The organism is Pantoea sp. ANP04, assembly GCF_041982285.1.
Lineage (GTDB): Bacteria > Pseudomonadota > Gammaproteobacteria > Enterobacterales > Enterobacteriaceae > Pantoea > Pantoea eucalypti.
Genome location: NZ_JAUTYS010000003.1, coordinates 390,422 through 412,057, shown reverse-complemented (window position 1 = coordinate 412,057; position 21,636 = coordinate 390,422). Strand labels below are relative to the sequence as shown.

The following is a 21,636-nucleotide window of genomic DNA, read 5'->3' as shown; positions in this document are numbered from 1 at the left end:
ATTGGCAGCATGGGCGCGAGATTGTTTGCCACATGCATTGCAGGTAGACTTCCCACCCTAATTTGTATCAGGAGTCATCACCATGAGCGAAACGGCAAGCTGGCAACCAAGCGCATCCATCGCCAATTTGTTAAAACGCGCCGCTATTTTAGCTGAAGTGCGTCGTTTCTTTGCCGATCGCGGCGTGCTGGAAGTGGATACGCCGGCGATGAGTCAGGCAACGATTACCGATATCCATCTGGTGCCATTCCAGACGCGTTTTGTCGGGCCTGGTGCGGCGCAGGGGCGCGATCTCTGGCTGATGACCAGCCCGGAATACCATATGAAGCGCCTGCTGGCGGCAGGCAGTGGCCCGATTTACCAGATGGCGCGCAGCTTCCGCAATGAAGAGGCGGGACGTCACCACAACCCCGAATTCACCATGCTGGAGTGGTATCGTCCGCATTACGACATGTACCGCCTGATGAATGAAGTCGACGATCTGATGCAGCAGGTGCTGGAGTGTGACAGCGCAGAGTCGCTCTCTTATCAGCAGGCGTTTATCCGTCATCTGGAGCTGGACCCGCTGTCTGCGGATAAAGCGCAGTTACGTGAAGCGGCTGAGAAGCTGGGTGAAGGCGAGCTGGCGCGCGCAGAAGAAGATCGCGATACCTTACTGATGCTGCTGTTTATGCTGGGCGTGGAGCCGAAGATTGGTCAGGATAAACCCTGCTTCGTTTATCATTTCCCGGCCAGCCAGGCAGCACTGGCGGAGATCAGTACTGAAGATCACCGTGTGGCTGAGCGCTTCGAGGTCTATTACAAGGGCATTGAGCTGGCGAACGGTTTTCGTGAACTGACCGATAGCCGTGAGCAGCGTCAGCGCTTCGAGCAGGATAACCGTCGCCGTGCGGCGCGTGGCCTGCCTGTACATCCCATTGATACTTATCTGCTGGATGCACTGGCGCATGGTATGCCAGCCTGTTCGGGGGTCGCGCTGGGTGTTGATCGTCTGATCATGCTGGCGTTGAAAGCGGAGTCATTGAGTGACGTGATCGCGTTTCCGGTGGATCGCTGCTAATCGGTTATTCACAAACGGTGACGGAATAGTGGGGAAGGGTTGGCCCGGATGAAGAGCAAAGCGTCCGAGCCAGGATGGCGAGGCCGACCGCCATGGATGGCGGCCTTCTTTGCGGTCAGCTGGGCCATCCCTGACCTGGCTCCGGTTTTAGCTAGTTACTATTGTCCGGGAATTCCTGAATGGTCACCGGCAGCGTCAGTTTCTGATCGTTGCGCAGCACCTGCACCTCAATCACTGAACCCGGGCGAATTTCTGCCACCTGATCCATCGTCTCCTGTGCGGAGATGGCCGGCTTGCCGTTTACACTGAGCAGCACATCGTTGGCCTGAATCCCGGCTTTATCTGCGGGCCCGTCTGGTGTGACCACACTGACAATGATGCCCTGAACCCGATCCAGATTGCTGCCCTGTCCATGCAGCGGCGGTAACTCACGCCCGGTAATGCCGATATAGCCGCGGATGACCCGACCATCACGAATCAGCTTATCCATGATTTTTGAGGCTAAGACCGTTGGAATGGCGAAACCAATTCCTTCCGGTGTTTCACCATCATTGCTCTTATCAAAGGTCAGGGTATTAATACCCATCAGCTCGCCGAGCGAGTTAATCAGCGCACCGCCGGAGTTACCCTGGTTGATTGAGGCATCGGTCTGCAGGAAGTTCTGTCGGCCTGACGAACTCAGACCTACGCGGCCCGTGGCGCTGATAATGCCCTGCGTCACCGTCTGACCGAGGTTGTAAGGATTGCCGATCGCCATCACCACATCACCAATGTGCGGCTGACGGTTTGGATTAATCGGGATAACTGGCAGGCCGGAGGCCGTAATCTTGAGAACCGCCAGGTCGGTCATTCCATCGGAACCCACCAGCGTCGCTTCAAAGAAGCGGCCATCCTGCAGCGCCACGATGATCTGATCAGCATTGTTGATAACATGCTTGTTGGTAAGGATGTAGCCTTTAACATTCATGATCACCCCTGAACCCAGGGTAGTGATCCCACGATTGTTGTTGGTGTGGGCGCTGCGATTGTAAACGTTCACGACAGCAGGCACGGCGCGTCGCACCCCTTGATTGAAGCTAAAGGGCGTTTCGTCGGTAATATTTTCGTGGTTATAAAGGGCGTCGCTGCCCATACGCAGTGCAGGCAGTGCTGCGAGCAAAATACCCGCCACAATCAGGCCCAGCACCACGGCACGCAAGAGTTTAAGAAACATGGTGTTAAATCACGCCAGGGGAGATCGCAGGGGAGAATAGCATGAGAGCGGCGGACACACACGTGCTTGTGTCCGCCGTAATGCGAGGTTTATCTCAACAACAGATAGATACTTTCATCGCCACGCACTACATTCAGAGCCAGCACCGGCGGTTTACCCTCCAGTATTTTACGCATTTCAGCAATGGTCTGAACCCGGTTGCGGTTAACACCGATAATCACATCATCTTTCTGCAGACCCACCTGCTCAGCGGGTGTGCCTTTCTCGATGGTATCGACCTTCACGCCTTTATCCCCGGTTTTCGTCTGTCCATCACTCAGGGTTGCGCCCTGAAGCGCAGGGGACATCAGCTGTGCGCTCGCGGTAGTCTGGGCGCTCTGCTCCAGCGTGACGGTAACCGTTAACGGTTTCCCTTCACGCAGCAGGCCGAGTTTGACCTGTTCGCCTGGCGGTGTGGTGCCGACTTTTACGCGCAACTCAGCGAAGCTGGTAATCGGCTTATCATTGATGGACGTAATAATATCGCCTGACTTCACGCCCGCTTTCTGTGCGGCAGACTGCGGTAAGACTTCAGAAACAAAGGCACCGCGCTGCGCATCGACATTAAAGGCCTTAGCCATATCGGCCGTCATTTCAGTGCCTTTAATACCCAGCTGACCACGCTTCACTTCACCGAACTTGATCAGCTGCTGCGCGAGGTTCATCGCCATATCACTGGGAATGGCGAAGCCGATACCGATGTTTCCGCCGCTGGAGGCGAGAATAGCGGTATTGATACCGATCAGCTCGCCGTTAAGATTGACCAGCGCACCGCCTGAGTTACCGCGGTTAATCGCAGCATCGGTCTGAATAAAGTTTTCCAGCCCTTCCAGGTTCAGGCCGCTACGGCCCAGCGCAGAGATAATCCCGGACGTGGCGGTCTGTCCCAGACCAAACGGGTTACCGATCGCCACCGCGAAGTCGCCCACTTTCAGCTGATCAGAATCCGCAACTTTCACCTGCGTAAGGTTTTTCGCGCCCTGAATCTGAATCAGCGCGATATCGGTCTGCTCATCATGGCCGATCAGTTTGGCGTCATATTCGCTGCCGTCGCCAAGCTGTACGCTGATCTTATCAGCACCGTTGACCACATGATTGTTGGTCAGTACGTAACCTTTGGCGGCATCAATAATGACGCCAGATCCCAGACCTTCAAACGGTTGAGGCTGGCTATTCCCGCCAGGCATCTGGCCGAAAAAGCGCTTAAGCGGTTCAGGAATATCCTGAGCCTGTGCACCTGAATCGGTGCCTTCCACGTGAACACTGACCACGGCGGGTAACACTTTCTCCAGCATCGGCGCCAGACTCGGCAGCGGCTGGCCCGCAATTTGTGCTGGCAGCGTTGCCATCGCGTCTGGCGCGGCGGCAAGACTCATCCCAATACTCAGGGCTAATGCGCTAAACAGGCGTGCTTGTTTTTTCATTGCTACAACGCTCTCGCTGCAAAAGGTGGGAGGAATTAATCAATGTGACAGTCGTTTGCGGTCAGGGTTCGCAAATTCAGTGGGCGCAGACAGGCTGCGCCCCAAAAAGATTAGTCGCGCGCAGGGCGCTCGCCACGCAGTAAACCCGATGCGCCTTCAGAGTAGTCGCGCGGCATCTGCACCGGGACCTGATCGTTATCCGCTTCAGCTTCAGTCAGCTGATACGCAAACGGATTTTTCTGCCCAGGCAGATTTGGCAGCAGGTCATTGGAGCCTTTTGCCATGTGCTGATAGAGCTGACGATAATCACGCGCCATGTTGTCCAGCAGCTCCGCGCTCTGCGCGAAGTGGTTGGTCAGTTCTTCGCGATAATCAGCCAGCTCCGCTTTCGATTTTTCCAGCTCATACTGCATGCTGCGCTGCTCACGCAGCTTTTTGTTGCCAAAACGCATGGCGACTGCGCCGACAATAATACCTACCACTAAACCAATTAGCCCGTATTCCCAGGTCATAATGACTCCCGTGTTATTTCCATTGTTCCGTAGGGCATTGCACCATTTCAATAATAGTCACTATACCCGTTAATCTAATGGATGTGGAACTCTGGAGCAGCATGGCTTAGTGTAGAACGGCCTTTTTTTCAGCAACCGTGGTATGAATCAGACACCATTCAGGGACTTTGAAACAACAATGCAAACCTCAACTCCGCTTGCACGCTATGAGCAGGCGCTGTCGCAGGGCGAATTCAGGCCCGATGACGTACAACGCGAAGCAATTACCCGTTTAGACGCGCTGCAGCAGGCGCTGGTTGCCCGGCAACAATCTGCCGCGCCAGCCGCATCTGGCCTGCTGGGTCGCCTGTCAAAATTGATCGGCAAAGAGAAAAACGAGACGCCGCAACCGGTACGTGGACTCTATATGTGGGGCGGTGTCGGGCGCGGTAAGACCTGGGTCATGGATCTCTTTTTTCAGTCTATTCCTGGCGACCGAAAACTGCGCCTGCACTTTCACCGCTTTATGTTGCGGGTGCATGAAGAGCTGACGCAGCTCCAGGGTCAGAGCGATCCCTTGCTGATTATCGCGGACAAATTTAAAGCCGAAACGGACATCCTCTGTTTTGATGAGTTTTTTGTCTCTGATATCACAGATGCGATGCTACTGGGCACGCTGATGGAAGCGCTGTTTGAACGCGGTATCGCACTGGTGGCCACCTCGAACATTCCGCCCGACGATCTCTATCGCAATGGTCTGCAGCGTGCACGCTTCCTGCCAGCCATTGAGCAGATAAAACGCCACTGTGATGTGATGAACGTGGATGCCGGTATCGACTATCGGTTGCGCACGCTGACCTCCGCACACTTGTGGAACTATCCGCTGAACCCGGAAACGCACGCTGAAATGACGCGGATGTTTAAAGCGCTGTCGGGCAGCCAGCCAGAAGCGGCGCCGGTGCTGGAGATTAATCACCGCCAGATGCCGACACTGGGTGTCAGCGAAGGCGTGCTGGCGATTAACTTCAAGACCCTGTGCGGTGAAGGGCGCAGTCAGCATGACTATATTGCGCTGTCGCGCCGTTTTCACAGCGTGCTGCTGTATGACGTGCCGGTAATGATCTATAAAACCGAAGATCAGGCGCGCCGTTTCCTGGCGCTGGTCGATGAGTTCTATGAACGTCATGTGAAGCTGGTAGTCGCGGCGGAGACGTCACTGACCGAGATTTATCAGGGCACGCGGCTGAAATTCGAATATCAGCGCTGTTTATCCCGGCTTCAGGAGATGCAAAGCGAAGAGTATCTGCGTTTGCCGCACCTGCCGTGAGAATAAACAGGATAAATACCGAAATAGGGTTCGATTTTTGTAACCGACTTCTCTATAATCTTGCGACCCCACGTTACAGCAAAGGATTTTTTTCCCAAATCCTCTGTGTTCCAGTAACTCTATCCGAAGGGGTGGCTTGCTGGTCAAAATGGTCGTGTGAGCCTCATTCGTTTACTTAAGCGTTTGGGATTTCACCAACGTGTAACTTAATTTGGGTAAGCTTTTCGATGAAAACTTTTACAGCTAAACCAGAAACCGTCCAACGTGACTGGTTTGTAGTTGACGCAACGGGCAAAACTTTGGGTCGCCTGGCGACTGAACTGGCGCGCCGTCTGCGTGGTAAGCATAAAGCGGAATACACTCCGCACGTTGATACTGGTGATTACATCATCGTTCTGAACGCAGAAAAAGTTGCTGTAACCGGCAACAAGCGTACTGACAAGATCTACTATCACCACACTGGTCACATCGGTGGTATCAAACAGGCGACCTTTGAAGAGATGATTGCTCGCCGTCCTGAGCGTGTGATTGAGATCGCGGTTAAAGGCATGCTGCCGAAGGGCCCGCTGGGTCGTGCTATGTATCGTAAACTGAAAGTTTACGCAGGCAACGAGCACACCCATGCGGCACAGCAACCGCAAGTTCTTGACATTTAATCGGGATTAAAGGCAATGGCTGAAACTCAAAACTACGGCACTGGTCGCCGCAAAAGCTCTACCGCTCGCGTATTCATTAAGCCGGGTAGCGGTAACATCGTAATTAACCAACGTTCTCTGGAACAGTACTTCGGTCGCGAAACTGCCCGCATGGTAGTTCGTCAGCCGCTTGAACTGCTGGACCTGGTTGGTAAATTCGATCTGTATGTCACTGTTAAAGGTGGCGGTATTTCTGGTCAGGCTGGTGCGATCCGTCACGGTATCACCCGCGCTCTGATGGAATACGACGAATCACTGCGTGGCGAACTGCGTAAAGCAGGCTTCGTTACTCGTGATGCGCGTCAGGTTGAACGTAAGAAAGTCGGCCTGCGTAAAGCACGTCGTCGTCCTCAGTTCTCCAAGCGTTAATTGTTTGCAGCTCCGGCTGCGACAATTGGCTCAAAAAACCCGCTTCGGCGGGTTTTTTATTTGTTGCCGTCCCCTCGACTTCCGGCGAAAACCGTAACGTCGCGCTCAATTTACCTGCAAACATTCATTCCACGCCCACAAGTAGCCTAAAATCTGGTAAACTCTGTGTCACTTTGCGCCCGCAGGCCGGTGCGTTATGCGCCTTCCCACTGTCGGGGCGTCAGTATCTACGGCGCGGCTAACCAGGTTGCGTGCGAGTTCGATAAGCAAGTGAGTCGCCGTGTGGTTGGCTATTTGCAGTATCTTTTTGTGAACAAACTTGGAGGTTTTCATGGCTGTCGCTGCCAACAAACGTTCGGTAATGACGCTGTTTTCTGGTCCTACTGACATTTTCAGCCATCAGGTACGTATCGTCCTGGCGGAGAAGGGTGTCAGCGTAGAGATCGAGCAGGTCGAAATGGATAACCTGCCGCAGGATCTGATTGACCTCAATCCGTATCGCACGGTACCGACGCTGGTAGATCGTGAGCTGACGCTGTATGAATCACGCATCATCATGGAATACTTAGATGAGCGCTTCCCGCATCCGCCACTGATGCCGGTTTATCCGGTTGCCCGTGGTGATAGCCGCCTGATGATGCATCGCATCGAGCAGGACTGGTATAGCCTGATGCGGAAAGTCGAGAACAGCACGGGTCAGGAAGCTGAAGCAGCACGCAAGCAACTGCGTGAAGAGCTGCTGGCTATCGCACCCCTGTTTGGTCGTACTCCTTACTTCATGAGCGAAGAGTTCAGTCTGGTCGATTGCTACCTGGCACCGCTGTTATGGCGTTTGCCGTCAATGGGCATCGATTTGATTGGCTCAGGTTCAAAAGAGCTGAAAGGCTACATGAACCGCGTATTTGAGCGTGACTCTTTCCTTGCTTCATTAACTGAAGCTGAACGTGAAATGCGCCTGCAAGCCCGGGCTTAACGTATGGAAATGTCGCAACTTACTGCACGTCGTCCCTACCTGCTTCGCGCCTTCTATGACTGGTTGCTCGACAATCAGCTGACGCCGCACCTCGTGGTCGATATTAATCTGCCCGGTGTGCAGGTGCCGCTGGAGTATGCGCGTGATGGTCAGATTGTCCTGAACATCGCGCCACGCGCGGTGGGTAACCTTGATTTGGCGAATGATCAGGTGTCGTTCAATGCGCGCTTTGGTGGTGTTCCTCGCCAGGTTAATGTGCCGATGGCGGCGATTCTGGCAATCTACGCGCGTGAAAACGGTGCCGGGACGATGTTTGAGCCTGAACCTGCTTACGAGCTGGGTACGCAGGAGACGTCAGAGGGTCAGGAAGAGACCATGATGTCCGTGATTGATGGCGATCGTCCTGACGATGCCCGCGATGACGAGACACCGCCTGACGACGATCCACCGCCTCGTGGCGGACGCCCTTCACTCCGTGTAGTGAAATAGCCGTGAATACCCGTCCATCCGACGGGTATTTTTTTGCCTGTTATTCATAAAAAAGAGATAAAAAAAATCCGGCTGCCTGCGCAAGCCGGATTTCTTTCAGCACACCTTTGCTATCAGTAGACGTCGCGCAGGTAGCGTTTCTCTTTCTTCAGCTGATCCACGTAGTCTGCAGCGCGCTCGGTGGAGAGCCCACCAAACTGGCGAACCACTTCATACAGCGCGTTATCCACATCCTTCGCCATGCGCGATGCATCGCCGCAGACGTAGAAGTAAGCCCCTTCCTGCAGCCAGGCATAGAGTTCTGCACCCTGCTCAAGCATCCGGCTCTGCACGTAGATCTTCTTCTCCTGATCGCGTGAGAACGCCAGATCCAGGCGGGTCAGCAAGCCATTATCCCGCCAGGCAAGTAATTCATCCTGATAGATAAAGTCATGTTCCTGATGCTGATCGCCGAAGAACAGCCAGTTTTTTCCCTGCGCGCCGGTTGCCTGACGCTCCTGCAGGAAGGCCCGGAATGGGGCGATGCCGGTACCGGGTCCCACCATGATCAGCGGTGCGCTGTTGTTAGCCGGCACGCGGAACGATTTATTGGGTGAAATAAAGATGGCGGGTTTCTCGCCACGACGCACACGCTCGGCCAGATAGGTGGAGCAGACGCCACCGCGATTACGGCCGCCGCTGTGATAACGCACTGAGGCAACAGTCAGATGCACCTGGTTAGGATGGGCTTTAGAACTGGACGAAATGGAGTAAGCACGATGCTGCAACGGACGCAGCAGAGCGACGAATTCAGGTACCGCCAGCGAGCGCGTCAGTTCAAGTTGCAGCAGGTCGAGCGTATCTTTGCCCCACAGCCACACGCCCAGCGCATCTTTATCATCATGCTGTAACACATGACGCAGTTCCTGGTTGGTGGTGTTCTGTCCGACCCATTCGATCAACTTGCGCGACGGCTCTGAAATCTCAAACTGGTAGGTCAGCAGGTCGCCGAGGCTGCGGTCGAAGCCGGGCACCGGTGTCTGGTAATCAGCATTAAGCTGAGTCAGGAGCAGGCTGACCAGCGACGGTTCATTGACCGGAATCACGCCCAGCGCATCGCCCGCTTCATACTTCAGACCGCTGTCCGACAGGTCGAATTCGAAATGACGGATATCTTTTGCTGACTGCTCGCCTGACAAACGCTTGTTGGTGATCAGTGCGGCGGCATACGGATTCGATTTATTGCTGCCAGGAATCACAGGCGCTTCAGGTGCACTCTCCAGCACGGTGCCGCTGCTGCCCGCGCTGGCAGCAAACTGTGGCATTGAGCTGTTCAGCCATTCGCTGGAAGGCTCTTCATAATCAATATCACAATCGATACGATCAACCACGCGTTTCGCGCCCAGCTGCTCAAGGCGCATATCAATGAACTTGCCCGCCTGACAGAAGCCGTCGTAACCGGTATCGCCAATCGCCAGCACGGCAAAATGCATCTGCTCCAGACGCGGTGCGGTACTGGCAGAAATCGCATCCCAGAATAGCTGTGCGTTGTCCGGCATTTCCCCTTCGCCATAGGTCGAGGTAACAATCAGCACATGGCGCATGGTGGCGAACACATCAAGATCGACATCGCCCAGCGCCTGAACCACCGGAACCAGCCCTTTCGCGCGGGCAGATTTTGCTGCGGTCTGCGCCAGCGCTTCGGCATTGCCGGTCTGCGAGCCATACAGAATGTGCAGTTGCGTGGTCGCGGCTGCACCCGTACCTGCGGCAGGTTGCTGTTTGTCTTCTAACACCAGCAAACGGGAGTGAAGCCCCGCAAGAAAGCCAGCCAGCCAGTACTTCTGATCGCCATTAAAAGGTGCATCTTCTGGAATATAAGGAATTTTCATGGGTACGTTTACTCAATCCCGTTCTCGCCCGATATCAGTGGTGTTGTCCGGTGTGACAGCCGTTCCGCTTTCCCGTGCCGCAGATTTTGCAGCAGGGGAGAGCGGTTCGGCATCTGTCCGGTACAACGATTAATCCGGGCAATAATCAATTAATAATATTCAGTTCAGCCTGATCAGTATCACTGTCAGGAGAGTTTACCCACCGCAGCGGCGATTTCCGGCAATGCCGCACGTGCAAACAGCTCTTCAAAGTCAGGCAGATGACCCAGCACTTCCCGGTTACAGGCATCCTGATACATGATCCAGCCGTAGGTTGCCAGGCTGTCCATGGAGCGGATATTACGTTGCGTCAGCGCCGCTTTGTAATCTGACATGCGTTTGGTCCCAATCAGACTCGCCAGTTCGTCATCGCTGTAACTCTCGATGGCGGAACGGGCATGACGCTGCAGCTTACTGACCAGCGAAAAGTCTTCCGTCATCAGCAGATTACGCACCGCTTTTTCTACCGCCGGATCTTCAACTGACGTGCCTTTCGGCAATTTTGCCAGTGCCAGTTGCTGCGCAAAGCTCAGCACGGTGTAGTTGTTCAGCAGGACAAACATCTCCTGCGTATCGGTCGCGCCATAGGCTGGTACGGCACCGTTGGCGATGGTTTTACCCTGACGCCACGCGGCTTTAAACTTGGCAACCTGATGGCCTGCCAGCGCCGTTGATAGCTCTTCGAGCAGATCTTTACGGCTCTTGGCTTTCAGGATCTCACCGCCATCCTGATAGAGCAGCAGCGAACGTGGCATCACATAAACAAAGTGATGACACTCTGTTTCCCAGTTTTCCAGCAGCCAGGCAGCACGTGGCGATTTCGTTGCCTCAAGATGCCAGTTGAGCATGGTCAGTACCGCCTGCTTGTGCACCTGCGCCATCTCATCCTGATCGGCAATGGAGCCAAACCGCACAGAGTCCCCGGCAGCGTGGCTTGCCAGCGATCCATAGGGATCGTACTGGTAGGCAAAGCCGCCACTCATGCCGTTGCCAAATCCTTTACCAAAGGTGCCCAGGTTTAGAATGGCGCCGTTGGTCATATATTCACAGCAGAAGTCACCCACGCCTTCAACGACGGCCGTTGCACCTGAGTTACGCACCGCGAAGCGGTCACCGGCCTGCCCCTGAACGAACAGACGTCCGCCAGTTGCACCGAACAGCGCAAAGTTACCAATCAGCACGTTGCCATCGGCATCCTGCGCGCCGCCACCCGGCGACATCACAATCAGTTCGCCGCCACACTGTCCTTTGCCGACACCGTCATTACAGGTGCCATAGTGGGCCAGCTGCATGCCATCGTTGCAGAATGCGCCAAATGACTGGCCGGCAGAGCCGGTTGTGGAAATTTTTACGCTCTCAGGCGCCAGATAGCGGCGACCGCGATCGTCAGTCATGACAGCAGGCATCAGGTTTAACTGCTCCGCGCTCAACTGATGGTTCAGCATGCGTTCGATATCGATAGCCAGCTGACCACCGACACTTTTGTTGCGGTTATTCAGCACGATGCCATCGCCCAGTGCGACGTCAGGATTTCCCTGCTCCACCAGCGACAGTTTCAGCTGCTCAATCCAGCCATCATCCAGTTCAAAATCTTTTTCCAGATAAACCGGCTTGTCGATTTTCAGTTCAGGCACCACGGTGAGCATGGCGCGTAAGTCGAGTTTGCCCACTTCCAGCGGGTGATCCATCAGGTGAAGCAGGTCAGAGCGACCGCGCGCTTCACGCAAAGAACGCAGACCCATACGTGCCAGGATCTCACGCACTTCATGCGCCACGTTGAGGAAGTACTGCGCCAGCTGACGTGGATCGCCATCAAAGGCTTCGGCATTGGTGGTTAAGCCAGCCGGGCACTTCACATTACAGTTCTTCGCCATCACGCATTTCAGCATCATCAGCGCGGTAGTGCCGAACTCGAAACTGTCGCCGCCCAGCAGGGCAGATTTCACGACATCGCTGCCGGTCTGTTGCGCGCCAGAGCAGCGCAGCAGGACTTTATCGCGCAGACCATTGGCGCACAGCGCCTGGTGGACTTCAGCGATGCCGATTTCGGCTACGCGTCCGGTGTATTTCAGACTGGTGACAGACGCTGCGCCTGTACCGCCGGTGTTACCCGCCACGTTAATCACATCTGCACCGGCTTTGGCTACGCCAACCGCGATGGTGCCGATGCCTTCAGACGAGACCAGTTTGACGATAACGCGCACCCGCGCGGCTTTACAGTCGTGGATTAACTGCGCCAGATCTTCGATGGAGTAGGTGTCATGGTGTGGCGGTGGAGAAACCAGCTCAACGCCAGGCGTGCCGCCACGCGCAGCCGCAATCTCTACCGTGACTTTGGCTGCCGGTAACTGTCCGCCTTCGCCAGGCTTCGCACCCTGACCAATTTTGATCTCCAGCTCTTCCAGCATTGGATCTGCCAGATAGGCAGCCCAGACGCCGAAACGACCGGAAGCCAGCTGTTTGATACGGGAGGCACGAATAGTGCCATGGCGGGAGTAGTGCTCACCGCCTTCACCGCAGTTACTCATGCCGCCGACCATATTCGTGCCGTGTGCAACCGCTTCATGAGCAGGCGCGACCAGCGCACCGTGGCTCATCGCCCCGGAGGCAAAGGTACGGGTAATTTCACAGGCTGGCTGTACGTCGCTCAGCGGCAGTGAGGGCAGGGTGGTGAAGATACGTGACAGATAATCTGCCGCTTTACCGTATGCGGTCACTTTCAGACCGCCTTCAACCACTTCGCTGCTCTCAATATCATCGCCGAAGCGGAACTTCAGGGCGCGTGACAGGTTCTGCAGGCGCTCACTCTCAGGCTTCAGCCCTTCAATGGCATCGGTCAGACGCAGCATGAAGTGATTCAGGCTGCCATCCACCGCTTCACACACCATGCCGCGAATCGCAAAGCCGTTGTTGGTCAGTGAGTAGCGTCCCAGTTTGCGACGGAACTCCGCTTCGCTGTCGATGTGTGTCAAATCAGCCGGGAAGGTCAGGATGTCGCGCAGGGCCGCCGGACGACGTTTACGCTCTTCGTACATCAGGCTTGAGAACTGACGATAATCGGCAGTAATGGCAAAATTGTTGATGACGTCATCCGGGATGCGCTCGAAGCTGCTGTCTTTGAACGTTTCGGGCTTGATGCCAAACGCGTTATCCAGTTTTGCCAGCGTCATCAGGCGGATAAAGTTGTCCTCTTCGCGCGCTTTGTCGGCAAAGCGAATCGGCTCTTCAGTCATGTCGATGAAAGTACGTACGGCGATGGTGCCGTAAGAGTGCCCCGCGCCTTCTGCACGCTCTTTAAACAGGCCCAGCAATGGCACTTCAGATTCACCCTGAATCTTCAGTGCGCTCTGGTGCCAGTCTACTGCCATCGCCGCGATTGCTGCGAAGCCTGCGCCGCCCACCGGTGTTCTGATATTCGGGAAATACTTTTTCAACACCGGATCATCGGTGTTGAGGAAGTTTGGCTCAAAGAACTCGCCGCTGCTGTAGCTCTCAACGGTACAGAGGCCCACTTTGCCCATGGTTTTCATCAGCGCTTTTTCAGCCGCTTTGGCATAGCGTTTAAAGGCTTTGTTGCCTTCTTCACCTTCACCAAATTTCTCCTCTGCGCGCATCTGTACGCCCAGTGGGTAGATAGCGGAAGCGCCGAAACCAAGTGTGGCGGCAATGTGGTGCGAAGAGATGCTCTGGCCGCTCTCCACCACCAGAGAAACATCCAGACGCAGGCCTTCCTGCACCAGACGCTGGTTAATGGCGGATACCACCAGCAACATCGGGATTGCAGCGTGTTTCGACGAGATGTGGCGATCGGTCAGTACGGCAATGCCACCCTGAGAGCGGGCAAAATCCACTACCTGTTGCGCCAGGTCATCAATCGCTTTTTCCAGCGCATTCGCGTTAGCCGTGGTGCTCAGCAAATCTTTACCGATCACGGGCTCATAGAGCATTTCAAAGCGGGCATAAGGCGCGATTTTCTGCTCACGTAAACGCAGCATATCAAGGTGGCTGAGGATGGGGCTCGGCACCACAATCTGACGGCCTTTGCTGCGGCCCAGATGCGGTTTTGCGCCCAGCGCGACGCGCAGCGTCATACCGTCCACTTCGCGGATAGAGTCCAGCGGTGGGTTGGTCACCTGAGCAAAGCGCTGAGAGAAGTAGTGCGCCATGCCGCCTTCATGATCGGATAAGCCATTGATGGCGTTGCCGTAACCCATCGCAGAGATCTTCTCTGCGCCAGTGTTCAGCATCGGGTCCATCATGAACTTGAAGCTTTCCTGGTTGTAGTAGTAGGCAACAAAGCGCTGATAGGTTTTCAGGTCGCCACGATAACGCAACGGTGAACCCTGCTGTTCTGCCGGGATCTCAGGCAGATCGTCAAGACCGACGCGCGCTTCGCGAAGCAACGCAGAATAATCTTTCTCTGCAGCCAGTTTTTCCAGCGCCTGCAGCGTGGTGTAGCTGCGTTTTTCACGATGATCGAAATAGAGCATGCCGCCCGCTTCGATTCGGCCACGACGCAACACGCTTTCAGGTGGAAACGCGATCTGCCCGGCTTCTGACATTGCACCGATATACTCAGCCGTTTCGACTGAACGCAGTGGACGCAGGCCAAGACGGTCCAGACGAGCACCAATGACTTCGCCATTGCCAAAGATTAATGCTGCAGGGCCGTCGTTCTTCTCTTCATACAGCGAGAAATACTCCAGCATGTCGCGCACTTCTGTCGGCAGTGAACTGTCGTTTTCCCAGGCGGGCGGCATCATCGAGACAACGGCCGTGATCAGATCGAGGTTATCTTCCATCAGACGGCTGTGGATGCTCTGATCCAGACGCGAACTGTCAGACTGGCCTTTTGGCCGGACGATTTTCTTGCCACGCGCCAGCGCCAGCGCCGACTCGGCGATGCGGTTTTTGCGGTCAGTGTTCAGTTCACCGTTATGCGCCATCAGGCGGAACGGTTGTGCCATGGTGGTATGCGGATCGGTGTTAGTGGAGAAGCGGGTATGGAAGAACAGCCCGCGTACCTGATGGTCCGGATCGGTCAGATCTTTGAAGTAAGGGATCACTTCATTGGAATTCAGACGGGCTTTAAACACCTGGGTGCGTGATGACAGCGACAGCGGATAAAGACCGCCAAATTCGCTTTCGGTAAACGCACGGGCTTCAATGGTCAGCAGGGCGCGGTAGATACGTTTTTCGAAGTCGTTCTGGTCGACCACGTCCTCTGGCGCAGTGAAAATCCACTGCAAAATCGGTAGCTGAAACTGCACGGCGGCCGGGCGCGTCACGCTACTGTCGAGCGGCATGTCGCGTTTCATGATCACCGGCAGGCCAAAGCTGCTGAGTGCCTCATCCACCAGACGTTCGGCATTCGCGCGCAGCCCGGCATCTTTTGGCACGAAGAAGTTGCCGACACCAAAGCGACCCGCTTCCAGCGGCTGGCCGGTAATTTTGCGGAAGAAGTGCAGCGACAGATCAACGTTGACCCCCGCACCATCGCCGACGCCTTCCGCGGACATACCGCCGCGGTGAGGCACGGTACACAGAGCGCTGTGTGCCATCTGCAGAATCTCGTGGGTCTGCTCGCCGTCCTTACGCGTAATGAAACCTACACCACAGCTGTCACTGCCTGCTGTCGGATCATACAAGCCATAGGATTGAGGTTTTTTAGTGGACATTGAGGGTCTCCTTAAACTGCTTTGACATTACCTGCACTGATTCAGGGTCTGGGCGCACTGGGGCGCTATCATTTTCATCGCCATGCTCTGTCGAGCGCGCGTCATAGCCCTGAGCATTTCTCTCCAGACATCGGTAAAACGTCCTTAATTGAGCTGCTCTCTGATTTCCGGTCTCTTAAAGGAGATGACTTAAACCACGCGGGAGTCTTCTTGTTGCATAGATATGCCGAGACAATGGCCCGTCTGGAAAGCTTTCAGCGGATTTCCAACTTATCGGGAAAGCGTAATCAGGTCAAATGGCGTGGTCAGACGGGCTAATCAGGTGTTTAATGTATATAACTTTATGAATTAAATGATTTTTATGGTTTAAAATGTATCACTTTGGCACCCGTCGATCGGCCGATAAATGTGAACTGACTCACTGTAGTGCAGGCATCAGATCTCTGCACCATGCTGGTGACGGGGTGTTAGACAGCATTAAATGCTGTTCAACACCGTTGATGCATAGCATGTATCTGTTTTTCTTATGTCCGACTATTTGAATGAAACAGCCATTGGTTATAAGAAAAATTAATCAGGATGAGCGTGCGTAAAACATCATTAAAGATGAATGGGTATGCATATATGAAAGGTGTGCCTGCGCAGCAGGAGTCTGCCAGGATATTGAAAAAAGGCCGGACAGAGAAATCGGTGATTCGCTGGCGGCCTTACAGATTATTCATTTGGCACAGTCAGTCAAGGGTTTTAACCGCTTTGTCCTTAACGTCGCCGATCGGCCGCGCGGATGCACCATAACAGGGCGTTTTATCCCGCTTCTCCCTGCGACGTGCTGCGACGTCAGCAGGGTAACTGCGCTATTATGAGGCTGTTTCTCATCCAGGGAGTTGTTATGAAACAAATTCGTCTGTTGGCGCAGTACTACGTTGATTTAATGGTCAAGCTGGGTTTGGTGAGGTTCTCGCTGCTGCTGGCGTCTGCGCTGGTGGTGCTGGCGATGATTGTCCAGATGGCGGTCACGATGGTGCTGCGGGGCCATGTTGAGAGTATTGACGTGGTGCGTTCGGTCTTCTTCGGGCTGCTGATTACGCCCTGGGCAGTCTATTTCTTGTCCGTCGTGGTCGATCAGCTTGAAGAGTCACGACAACGACTGGCCAGGCTGGTGGACAAGCTGGAAGAGATGCGCACACGTGATCTGGAACTCAATCAGCAGATGAAAGAGACCATTACGCAGCTGAATCAGGAGATCAGCGACCGTAAAAAGGCGGAGCTGGCTCGTGAGCAGGTGATGGACAAGTTGCGTGAAGAGGTGACGCGTCGTGAGCAGGCACAGATTGAGCTGGAGCAGCAATCTTCCTTCCTGCGCTCATTCCTGGATGCTTCGCCAGACCTGGTTTTCTATCGCAACATCGATAAACAGTTCTCCGGCTGTAACCGTGCAATGGAATTACTGACCGGCAAAAGCGAAAAGCAGCTGATCGGCCTGACTCCGCGTGATATCTACGATGATGAAGCGGCAACGAAGGTGCTTGAAACAGATGAAAAAGTATTCCGCCACAACGTCTCGCTGACCTATGAACAGTGGCTGCAATATCCCGACGGGCGCAAAGCCTGTTTCGAGATCCGTAAAGTGCCTTATTACGACCGGGTGGGTAAGCGCAGCGGGCTAATGGGTTTTGGCCGCGATATAACCGAGCGTAAGCGCTATCAGGACGCGTTAGAGAACGCCAGCCGGGAGAAGACCACCTTTATCTCTACGATCAGCCACGAGCTTCGTACGCCGCTTAATGGCATTGTTGGCCTGAGCCGTATTCTGCTGGATACCGACCTTAATCAGGAACAGCTGAAATACCTGAAAACCATCCACGTCTCTGCCATCACGCTGGGCAACATCTTTAATGATGTCATTGAGGTGGACAAAATCGAACGCCGTAAAGTGCAGCTGGATAATCAGCCGCTTGATTTCACCGGCTTCCTGGCCGATTTAGAAAATCTTTCCGGCCTGCTGGCTCAGCCAAAAGGGCTGAAATTTGTGCTCGCGCCGCAACTGCCACTGCCGCATATGATTTCCACCGACGGGACCCGCTTGCGCCAGATTCTGTGGAACCTGATTGGTAACGCCGTGAAATTTACCCAACAGGGTGAAATTGTCGTGCGGGTCACCTATGAGCAGGACGAGACGCTGCGCTTCGAGGTGCAGGACTCCGGCATGGGGATTCGCCAGGACGAGCAGGACAAGATTTTTGCCATGTACTATCAGGTTAAAGACCAGCATGGCGGCAAACCCGCAACTGGTACCGGTATCGGGCTGGCGGTATCACGCCGACTGGCGCAGGCGATGGGCGGGGATATCCGGGTTCACAGTGCACCAGGACAAGGTTCATGCTTCACCGTTGAAATCAAAGCCCCGCGTATTGCTGAAGAGGTGGAGGACGAAGGTGTGGATGACAGCCTGCCACTGCCTGCACTGCACGTACTGTTAGTCGAAGATATTGAGCTCAACGTGATTGTGGCGCGCTCAGTACTGGAAAAGCTGGGCTGTAGCGTTGAGGTCGCCATGACCGGCAGTGAGGCGCTGGCGATGTTTGACCCGCTGGAGTTTGATCTGGTGCTGCTGGATATTCAATTGCCTGATATGACCGGGCTGGATGTCTCGCGTGCGATTCGCCAGCAGTATCAGGGAACACATCTGCCACCGCTGATTGCACTTACCGCCAATGTTCTCAAAGACAAAAAAGAGTACTTCGACGCAGGCATGGATGACGTGCTTAGCAAACCTCTTGCGGTGCCAGCACTGACTGCGATGATTAAAAAGTACTGGGATTATCAGGCAGAAGCGGAAGAAGAAACGCTTGATGTCAGCGATGACAAAAGTCGGATGCTGCTGGATGTTGCCATGCTCGAACAGTATATCGAACTGGTCGGCCCCGGTCTGATAACCCAAAGTCTGACGATGTTTGAAAAAATGATGCCAGACTATCTTGCGGTTCTGGAATCCAATCTGATGGCCCGAGATCAGAAAGGAATTGCTGAAGAAGGCCACAAAATTAAAGGTGCGGCGGGTTCAGTAGGGCTGCAGCGTTTGCAGATGCTGGCGAAACAGATTCAGAGTCCGGAGTTACCGGCATGGTGGGACAATGTTGTTGAATGGATCGATGAGTTGAAACAGGAGTGGCGACATGATGTGCAGGTACTGCGTGACTGGGTATCAGAGCAGGAGAAGTGATATCCCGGAAAAAAATGACCCCAGCCGAGGCCGGGGTGCGCGAATACTGCGCCAACACCAGGGAAATCATTGCGACCGCTATGATATGAATAATTAATGCAGCCGCAGGGTATTGGTTAACACTGTTATCACCTTAGCAAATTCATCTTCTCGTGCGACAAGATTCATTAAAATTTGTGATATTGAGCAGCGTTTAAATACAGAAAACATTAATTTGCCAACACAGTCAAGTAAGGAATCATTTTACACGCTGCATTGATGATATTTTGACCATATTTGCTCTTTTTCGTGTAGTTTTAAGGCTGTCGGACAGGGAGGCAGAGTCTGCGCTGCAGTAAAGTGAAGCCGCGTTAACATTCACCTCTCCAGTGTGGCTAACGCGCTGATATTGCAAGCACACAGCCTGAAATGATACGAATTATCCAAAACGATTTGGAATGATTAAAAAGAATCTAAAACTTTCTCCTTTTCCCGTCTGCACACCTGAGGCTTTAAAGGAAGCCAACAGTGCCATAATGGCCAGGAGGGAGTCAGTTAAGCGCTGTTTATTTGAGCGTTATAACGAAGATTCTGATTAAGGTTTAAACTGCATCTGATTAAGAAAAAAATAATAGTTAAATATAGCGAATGATTCAATCCGGCGCTTATTACTCTTTATTAACTGTTTATCTGGAAAGCGCCTAAGCAAGGGTAAGCAATGGAACCGATTCCTTTTTTACGGAAGTCCTTGAACTATTTCGAACTGTTGCAGCATTTTGATGCAAAATGATTGAATAAAGTCTGGAAACTGTCGTCCCGTTTTCAGCGATAATCGTAAAAAGCCTGGGTTAGTGGCAGTGATTACATGAGTGATTGATTAACGTCTGGAACAAGTGTGGGAAGATTGCATGAACAAGCATAAAGGAAGCGTCGGACAGCGTATCAGACGGATTGTCGGTCGAATCGTATTGGTATGGCTGGGCGCATGGCTGGCAGGTATTTTACTCTTTTCATTCCTGCCGGTGCCGTTTTCAGCCGTGATGGCTGAACGACAGATTGGTGCCTGGTTACACGGTGATTTTAGTTATGTCGCCCATTCAGACTGGGTCGGCCATGACGAGATGTCGCCCTGGATGGGACTGGCGGTTATCGCCTCAGAAGATCAAAAGTTTCCTGAGCATTGGGGCTTCGATGTTGCGGCAATTGAATCTGTACTGGATAAAAGCGACAGCCGGATGCGCGGGGCGTCCACGCTGTCACAACAGACGGCGAAAAATCTGTTTCTCTGGGATGGCCGCAGCTGGATCCGCAAAGGTCTGGAGGCGGGTTTGACAGTCGGGATTGAGACGGTCTGGACTAAGCGACGCATTCTGACCGTCTATCTCAATATCGCGGAGTTCGGGCCGGGTATCTTTGGCGTTGAAGCGGCTTCACAGCACTATTTCCATAAACCTGCCAGCCGGCTTACGGCAGCAGATGCTGCTTTGCTGGCGGCGGTTTTGCCCAATCCGATACGTTATCGTGCTGCTGCCCCCTCAGGTTATGTCAGAGAGCGGCAACAGTGGATACTGCGTCAGATGCGCCAGCTTGGCGGAGAAGGTTTTTTACAGCGTAACAAACTCGACTAGGCCTTAATCTTCGTCGAAACCCGCTTCAAATAGCTCAATGACCGCAGCCAGCGCCGGGACTTCCTCCGGCCCGCTGGCTTCAATTTCGATGTGTCCGCCTTTGGCTGAATCGAGCATCAGCAGCGCAATCACGCTGCTGGCTTCAGCTTCCGTGCCCGCTTCATTGCGCAGCAACACTTCGGCATCAAAGCTCTGCACCAGCTCAAATAACTTCATTGCCGGACGGGCGTGCATGCCCAGCTTATTTTTAATTTCTACAGTTTGTCTGACGGTCATGATTTGCGCTTTTCCAGCGTACGATGGCGTGACTGTACATTCTTACCACGCGAACGGAAGTAATCCGCCAGCTGTTCAGCGATATAGACTGAGCGGTGTTTGCCGCCGGTGCAGCCAATCGCTACGGTAAGATAGCTACGGTTGTTGGTTTCCAGCATCGGCAACCAGAGTTCAAGGTAGCTGCGCGTCTGGTAGATAAAGTTATGCACTTCCGTATGGCGATCAAGAAAGGCCGCCACCGGACGATCGAGGCCAGTCATCGGCCGCAGCTTGGGATCCCAATGGGGATTGGGCAGAAAGCGCACGTCAAACACATAGTCAGCGTCAATAGGGATGCCATGTTTGAAGCCAAAGGATTCAAACACCATGGTCAGCTCACGTTCACGTTTACCCAGCAGGCGGGTACGCAGCATCTCGGCCAGCTCGTGCACTGACATCTCTGAGGTGTCGATGATGAGATCGGCCCGCGAACGCAATGGCTCCAGCAGATCGCTCTCTTCGTCAATCGCGCTCTCCAGGGACAGATTCTTGCTGGAAAGGGGATGCAGACGGCGCGTATCGCTGTACCGACGAATCAGCGTATTACGATCGGCGTCCAGGAACAGCAGCTGAGGTGAAAATGAGTCAGGCAGGTTATTCAGCGCGGTTTCAAAAATTTCCGGAGATTCTGGCATGTTACGAACATCAATGCTGACTGCTGCCGAAATATTACGCTCCGCCAGCGAGTTAGCTAACTCGGGCAGTAGCACGACCGGCAGGTTATCAACACAGTAGAACCCCATATCTTCCAGCGCACGGAGCGCCACTGACTTCCCCGAGCCTGAACGACCGCTAACGATCATCAGCACCATGACCTTTTCTC

15 protein-coding genes are annotated in these 21,636 nt (G+C 54.0%); 8 read left to right on the top strand and 7 right to left on the bottom strand.

Features of this window, described 5'->3' with window-relative positions:
* Positions 1-82: 82 nt before the first annotated feature.
* Positions 83-1,060 carry an elongation factor P--(R)-beta-lysine ligase gene (epmA, locus tag Q7C21_RS06720; protein WP_008925398.1) on the top strand — a complete coding sequence of 326 codons (978 nt, stop codon included), beginning with the start codon at positions 83-85 and terminating at the stop codon, positions 1,058-1,060.
* A 151-nt stretch (positions 1,061-1,211) separates the two neighbouring features.
* On the opposite strand, the gene degS is transcribed toward epmA, so the two are convergent.
* The 3 genes from degS to zapG all read right to left on the bottom strand — a co-directional run bounded on the left by degS (position 1,212) and on the right by zapG (position 4,248).
* The gene (gene degS, locus Q7C21_RS06715; protein ID WP_003848295.1) at positions 1,212-2,273 is read right to left on the bottom strand and encodes an outer membrane-stress sensor serine endopeptidase DegS; all 1,062 of its coding nucleotides are present in this window, start codon (positions 2,271-2,273) and stop codon (positions 1,212-1,214) included.
* 89 nt (positions 2,274-2,362) lie between these two features.
* On the bottom strand, positions 2,363-3,736 hold the full coding sequence (degQ, locus tag Q7C21_RS06710) for a serine endoprotease DegQ (RefSeq protein WP_008925399.1): 1,374 nt from the start codon (positions 3,734-3,736) through the stop codon (positions 2,363-2,365).
* Positions 3,737-3,846: 110 nt separating this feature from the next.
* Positions 3,847-4,248 (bottom strand): Z-ring associated protein ZapG, encoded by a 402-nt coding sequence (zapG, locus tag Q7C21_RS06705; RefSeq protein ID WP_003848291.1) that lies wholly within the window; start codon positions 4,246-4,248, stop codon positions 3,847-3,849.
* Positions 4,249-4,426: 178 nt separating this feature from the next.
* On the opposite strand from zapG, the gene zapE reads away from it, so the two are divergent.
* The 5 genes from zapE (at position 4,427) to sspB (ending at position 8,080) form a co-directional block, all read left to right on the top strand.
* Positions 4,427-5,554 (top strand): cell division protein ZapE, encoded by a 1,128-nt coding sequence (gene zapE / locus Q7C21_RS06700; protein WP_033743099.1) that lies wholly within the window; start codon positions 4,427-4,429, stop codon positions 5,552-5,554.
* Positions 5,555-5,781: 227 nt separating this feature from the next.
* Positions 5,782-6,210, top strand: a complete 429-nt coding sequence (gene rplM, locus Q7C21_RS06695) for a 50S ribosomal protein L13 (protein ID WP_008925400.1) — start codon at positions 5,782-5,784, stop codon at positions 6,208-6,210.
* 15 nt (positions 6,211-6,225) lie between these two features.
* Positions 6,226-6,618: a 30S ribosomal protein S9 gene (gene rpsI / locus Q7C21_RS06690; RefSeq protein WP_008925401.1), complete on the top strand. Its 393-nt coding sequence runs from the start codon at positions 6,226-6,228 to the stop codon at positions 6,616-6,618.
* Positions 6,619-6,949: 331 nt separating this feature from the next.
* Positions 6,950-7,591, top strand: a complete 642-nt coding sequence (sspA, locus tag Q7C21_RS06685) for a stringent starvation protein SspA (protein ID WP_003851135.1) — start codon at positions 6,950-6,952, stop codon at positions 7,589-7,591.
* A 3-nt stretch (positions 7,592-7,594) separates the two neighbouring features.
* On the top strand, positions 7,595-8,080 hold the full coding sequence (sspB, locus tag Q7C21_RS06680) for a ClpXP protease specificity-enhancing factor (protein ID WP_003851133.1): 486 nt from the start codon (positions 7,595-7,597) through the stop codon (positions 8,078-8,080).
* Between the two features lie 113 nt (positions 8,081-8,193).
* Here sspB and Q7C21_RS06675 read toward each other — a convergent pair whose 3' ends face one another.
* Both Q7C21_RS06675 and Q7C21_RS06670 read right to left on the bottom strand, forming a co-directional pair.
* Entirely contained in the window at positions 8,194-9,951 is a 1,758-nt protein-coding gene (locus Q7C21_RS06675; RefSeq protein WP_008925402.1) for a sulfite reductase subunit alpha, read from the bottom strand.
* Positions 9,952-10,136: 185 nt separating this feature from the next.
* Positions 10,137-15,668: a glutamate synthase-related protein gene (locus Q7C21_RS06670; RefSeq protein ID WP_375150533.1), complete on the bottom strand. Its 5,532-nt coding sequence runs from the start codon at positions 15,666-15,668 to the stop codon at positions 10,137-10,139.
* 889 nt (positions 15,669-16,557) lie between these two features.
* On the opposite strand from Q7C21_RS06670, the gene arcB reads away from it, so the two are divergent.
* Positions 16,558-18,891, top strand: coding sequence for an aerobic respiration two-component sensor histidine kinase ArcB (arcB, locus tag Q7C21_RS06665; protein ID WP_375150532.1), 2,334 nt, complete (start codon positions 16,558-16,560; stop codon positions 18,889-18,891).
* 887 nt (positions 18,892-19,778) lie between these two features.
* Positions 19,779-20,498 carry a monofunctional biosynthetic peptidoglycan transglycosylase gene (mtgA, locus tag Q7C21_RS06660; RefSeq protein WP_008925404.1) on the top strand — a complete coding sequence of 240 codons (720 nt, stop codon included), beginning with the start codon at positions 19,779-19,781 and terminating at the stop codon, positions 20,496-20,498.
* A 3-nt stretch (positions 20,499-20,501) separates the two neighbouring features.
* Here mtgA and npr read toward each other — a convergent pair whose 3' ends face one another.
* Positions 20,502-20,774, bottom strand: coding sequence for a PTS phosphocarrier protein NPr (gene npr / locus Q7C21_RS06655; protein WP_003851116.1), 273 nt, complete (start codon positions 20,772-20,774; stop codon positions 20,502-20,504).
* Positions 20,771-21,625 carry an RNase adapter RapZ gene (gene rapZ, locus Q7C21_RS06650; protein ID WP_003851114.1) on the bottom strand — a complete coding sequence of 285 codons (855 nt, stop codon included), beginning with the start codon at positions 21,623-21,625 and terminating at the stop codon, positions 20,771-20,773. The genes npr and rapZ overlap by 4 nt, the downstream gene beginning before the upstream one ends.
* Positions 21,626-21,636: the final 11 nt, after the last annotated feature.

Coding starts and splice junctions, on each gene's coding strand:
- rapZ (WP_003851114.1), bottom strand. CDS start 21,625: ATGGTGCTGATGATCGTTAGCGGTCGTTCAGGCTCGGGGAAGTCAGTG.
- sspA (WP_003851135.1), top strand. CDS start 6,950: ATGGCTGTCGCTGCCAACAAACGTTCGGTAATGACGCTGTTTTCTGGT.
- zapE (WP_033743099.1), top strand. CDS start 4,427: ATGCAAACCTCAACTCCGCTTGCACGCTATGAGCAGGCGCTGTCGCAG.
- mtgA (WP_008925404.1), top strand. CDS start 19,779: ATGAACAAGCATAAAGGAAGCGTCGGACAGCGTATCAGACGGATTGTC.
- rpsI (WP_008925401.1), top strand. CDS start 6,226: ATGGCTGAAACTCAAAACTACGGCACTGGTCGCCGCAAAAGCTCTACC.
- npr (WP_003851116.1), bottom strand. CDS start 20,774: ATGACCGTCAGACAAACTGTAGAAATTAAAAATAAGCTGGGCATGCAC.
- zapG (WP_003848291.1), bottom strand. CDS start 4,248: ATGACCTGGGAATACGGGCTAATTGGTTTAGTGGTAGGTATTATTGTC.
- epmA (WP_008925398.1), top strand. CDS start 83: ATGAGCGAAACGGCAAGCTGGCAACCAAGCGCATCCATCGCCAATTTG.
- rplM (WP_008925400.1), top strand. CDS start 5,782: ATGAAAACTTTTACAGCTAAACCAGAAACCGTCCAACGTGACTGGTTT.
- sspB (WP_003851133.1), top strand. CDS start 7,595: ATGGAAATGTCGCAACTTACTGCACGTCGTCCCTACCTGCTTCGCGCC.
- Q7C21_RS06675 (WP_008925402.1), bottom strand. CDS start 9,951: ATGAAAATTCCTTATATTCCAGAAGATGCACCTTTTAATGGCGATCAG.
- arcB (WP_375150532.1), top strand. CDS start 16,558: ATGAAACAAATTCGTCTGTTGGCGCAGTACTACGTTGATTTAATGGTC.
- Q7C21_RS06670 (WP_375150533.1), bottom strand. CDS start 15,668: ATGTCCACTAAAAAACCTCAATCCTATGGCTTGTATGATCCGACAGCA.
- degS (WP_003848295.1), bottom strand. CDS start 2,273: ATGTTTCTTAAACTCTTGCGTGCCGTGGTGCTGGGCCTGATTGTGGCG.
- degQ (WP_008925399.1), bottom strand. CDS start 3,736: ATGAAAAAACAAGCACGCCTGTTTAGCGCATTAGCCCTGAGTATTGGG.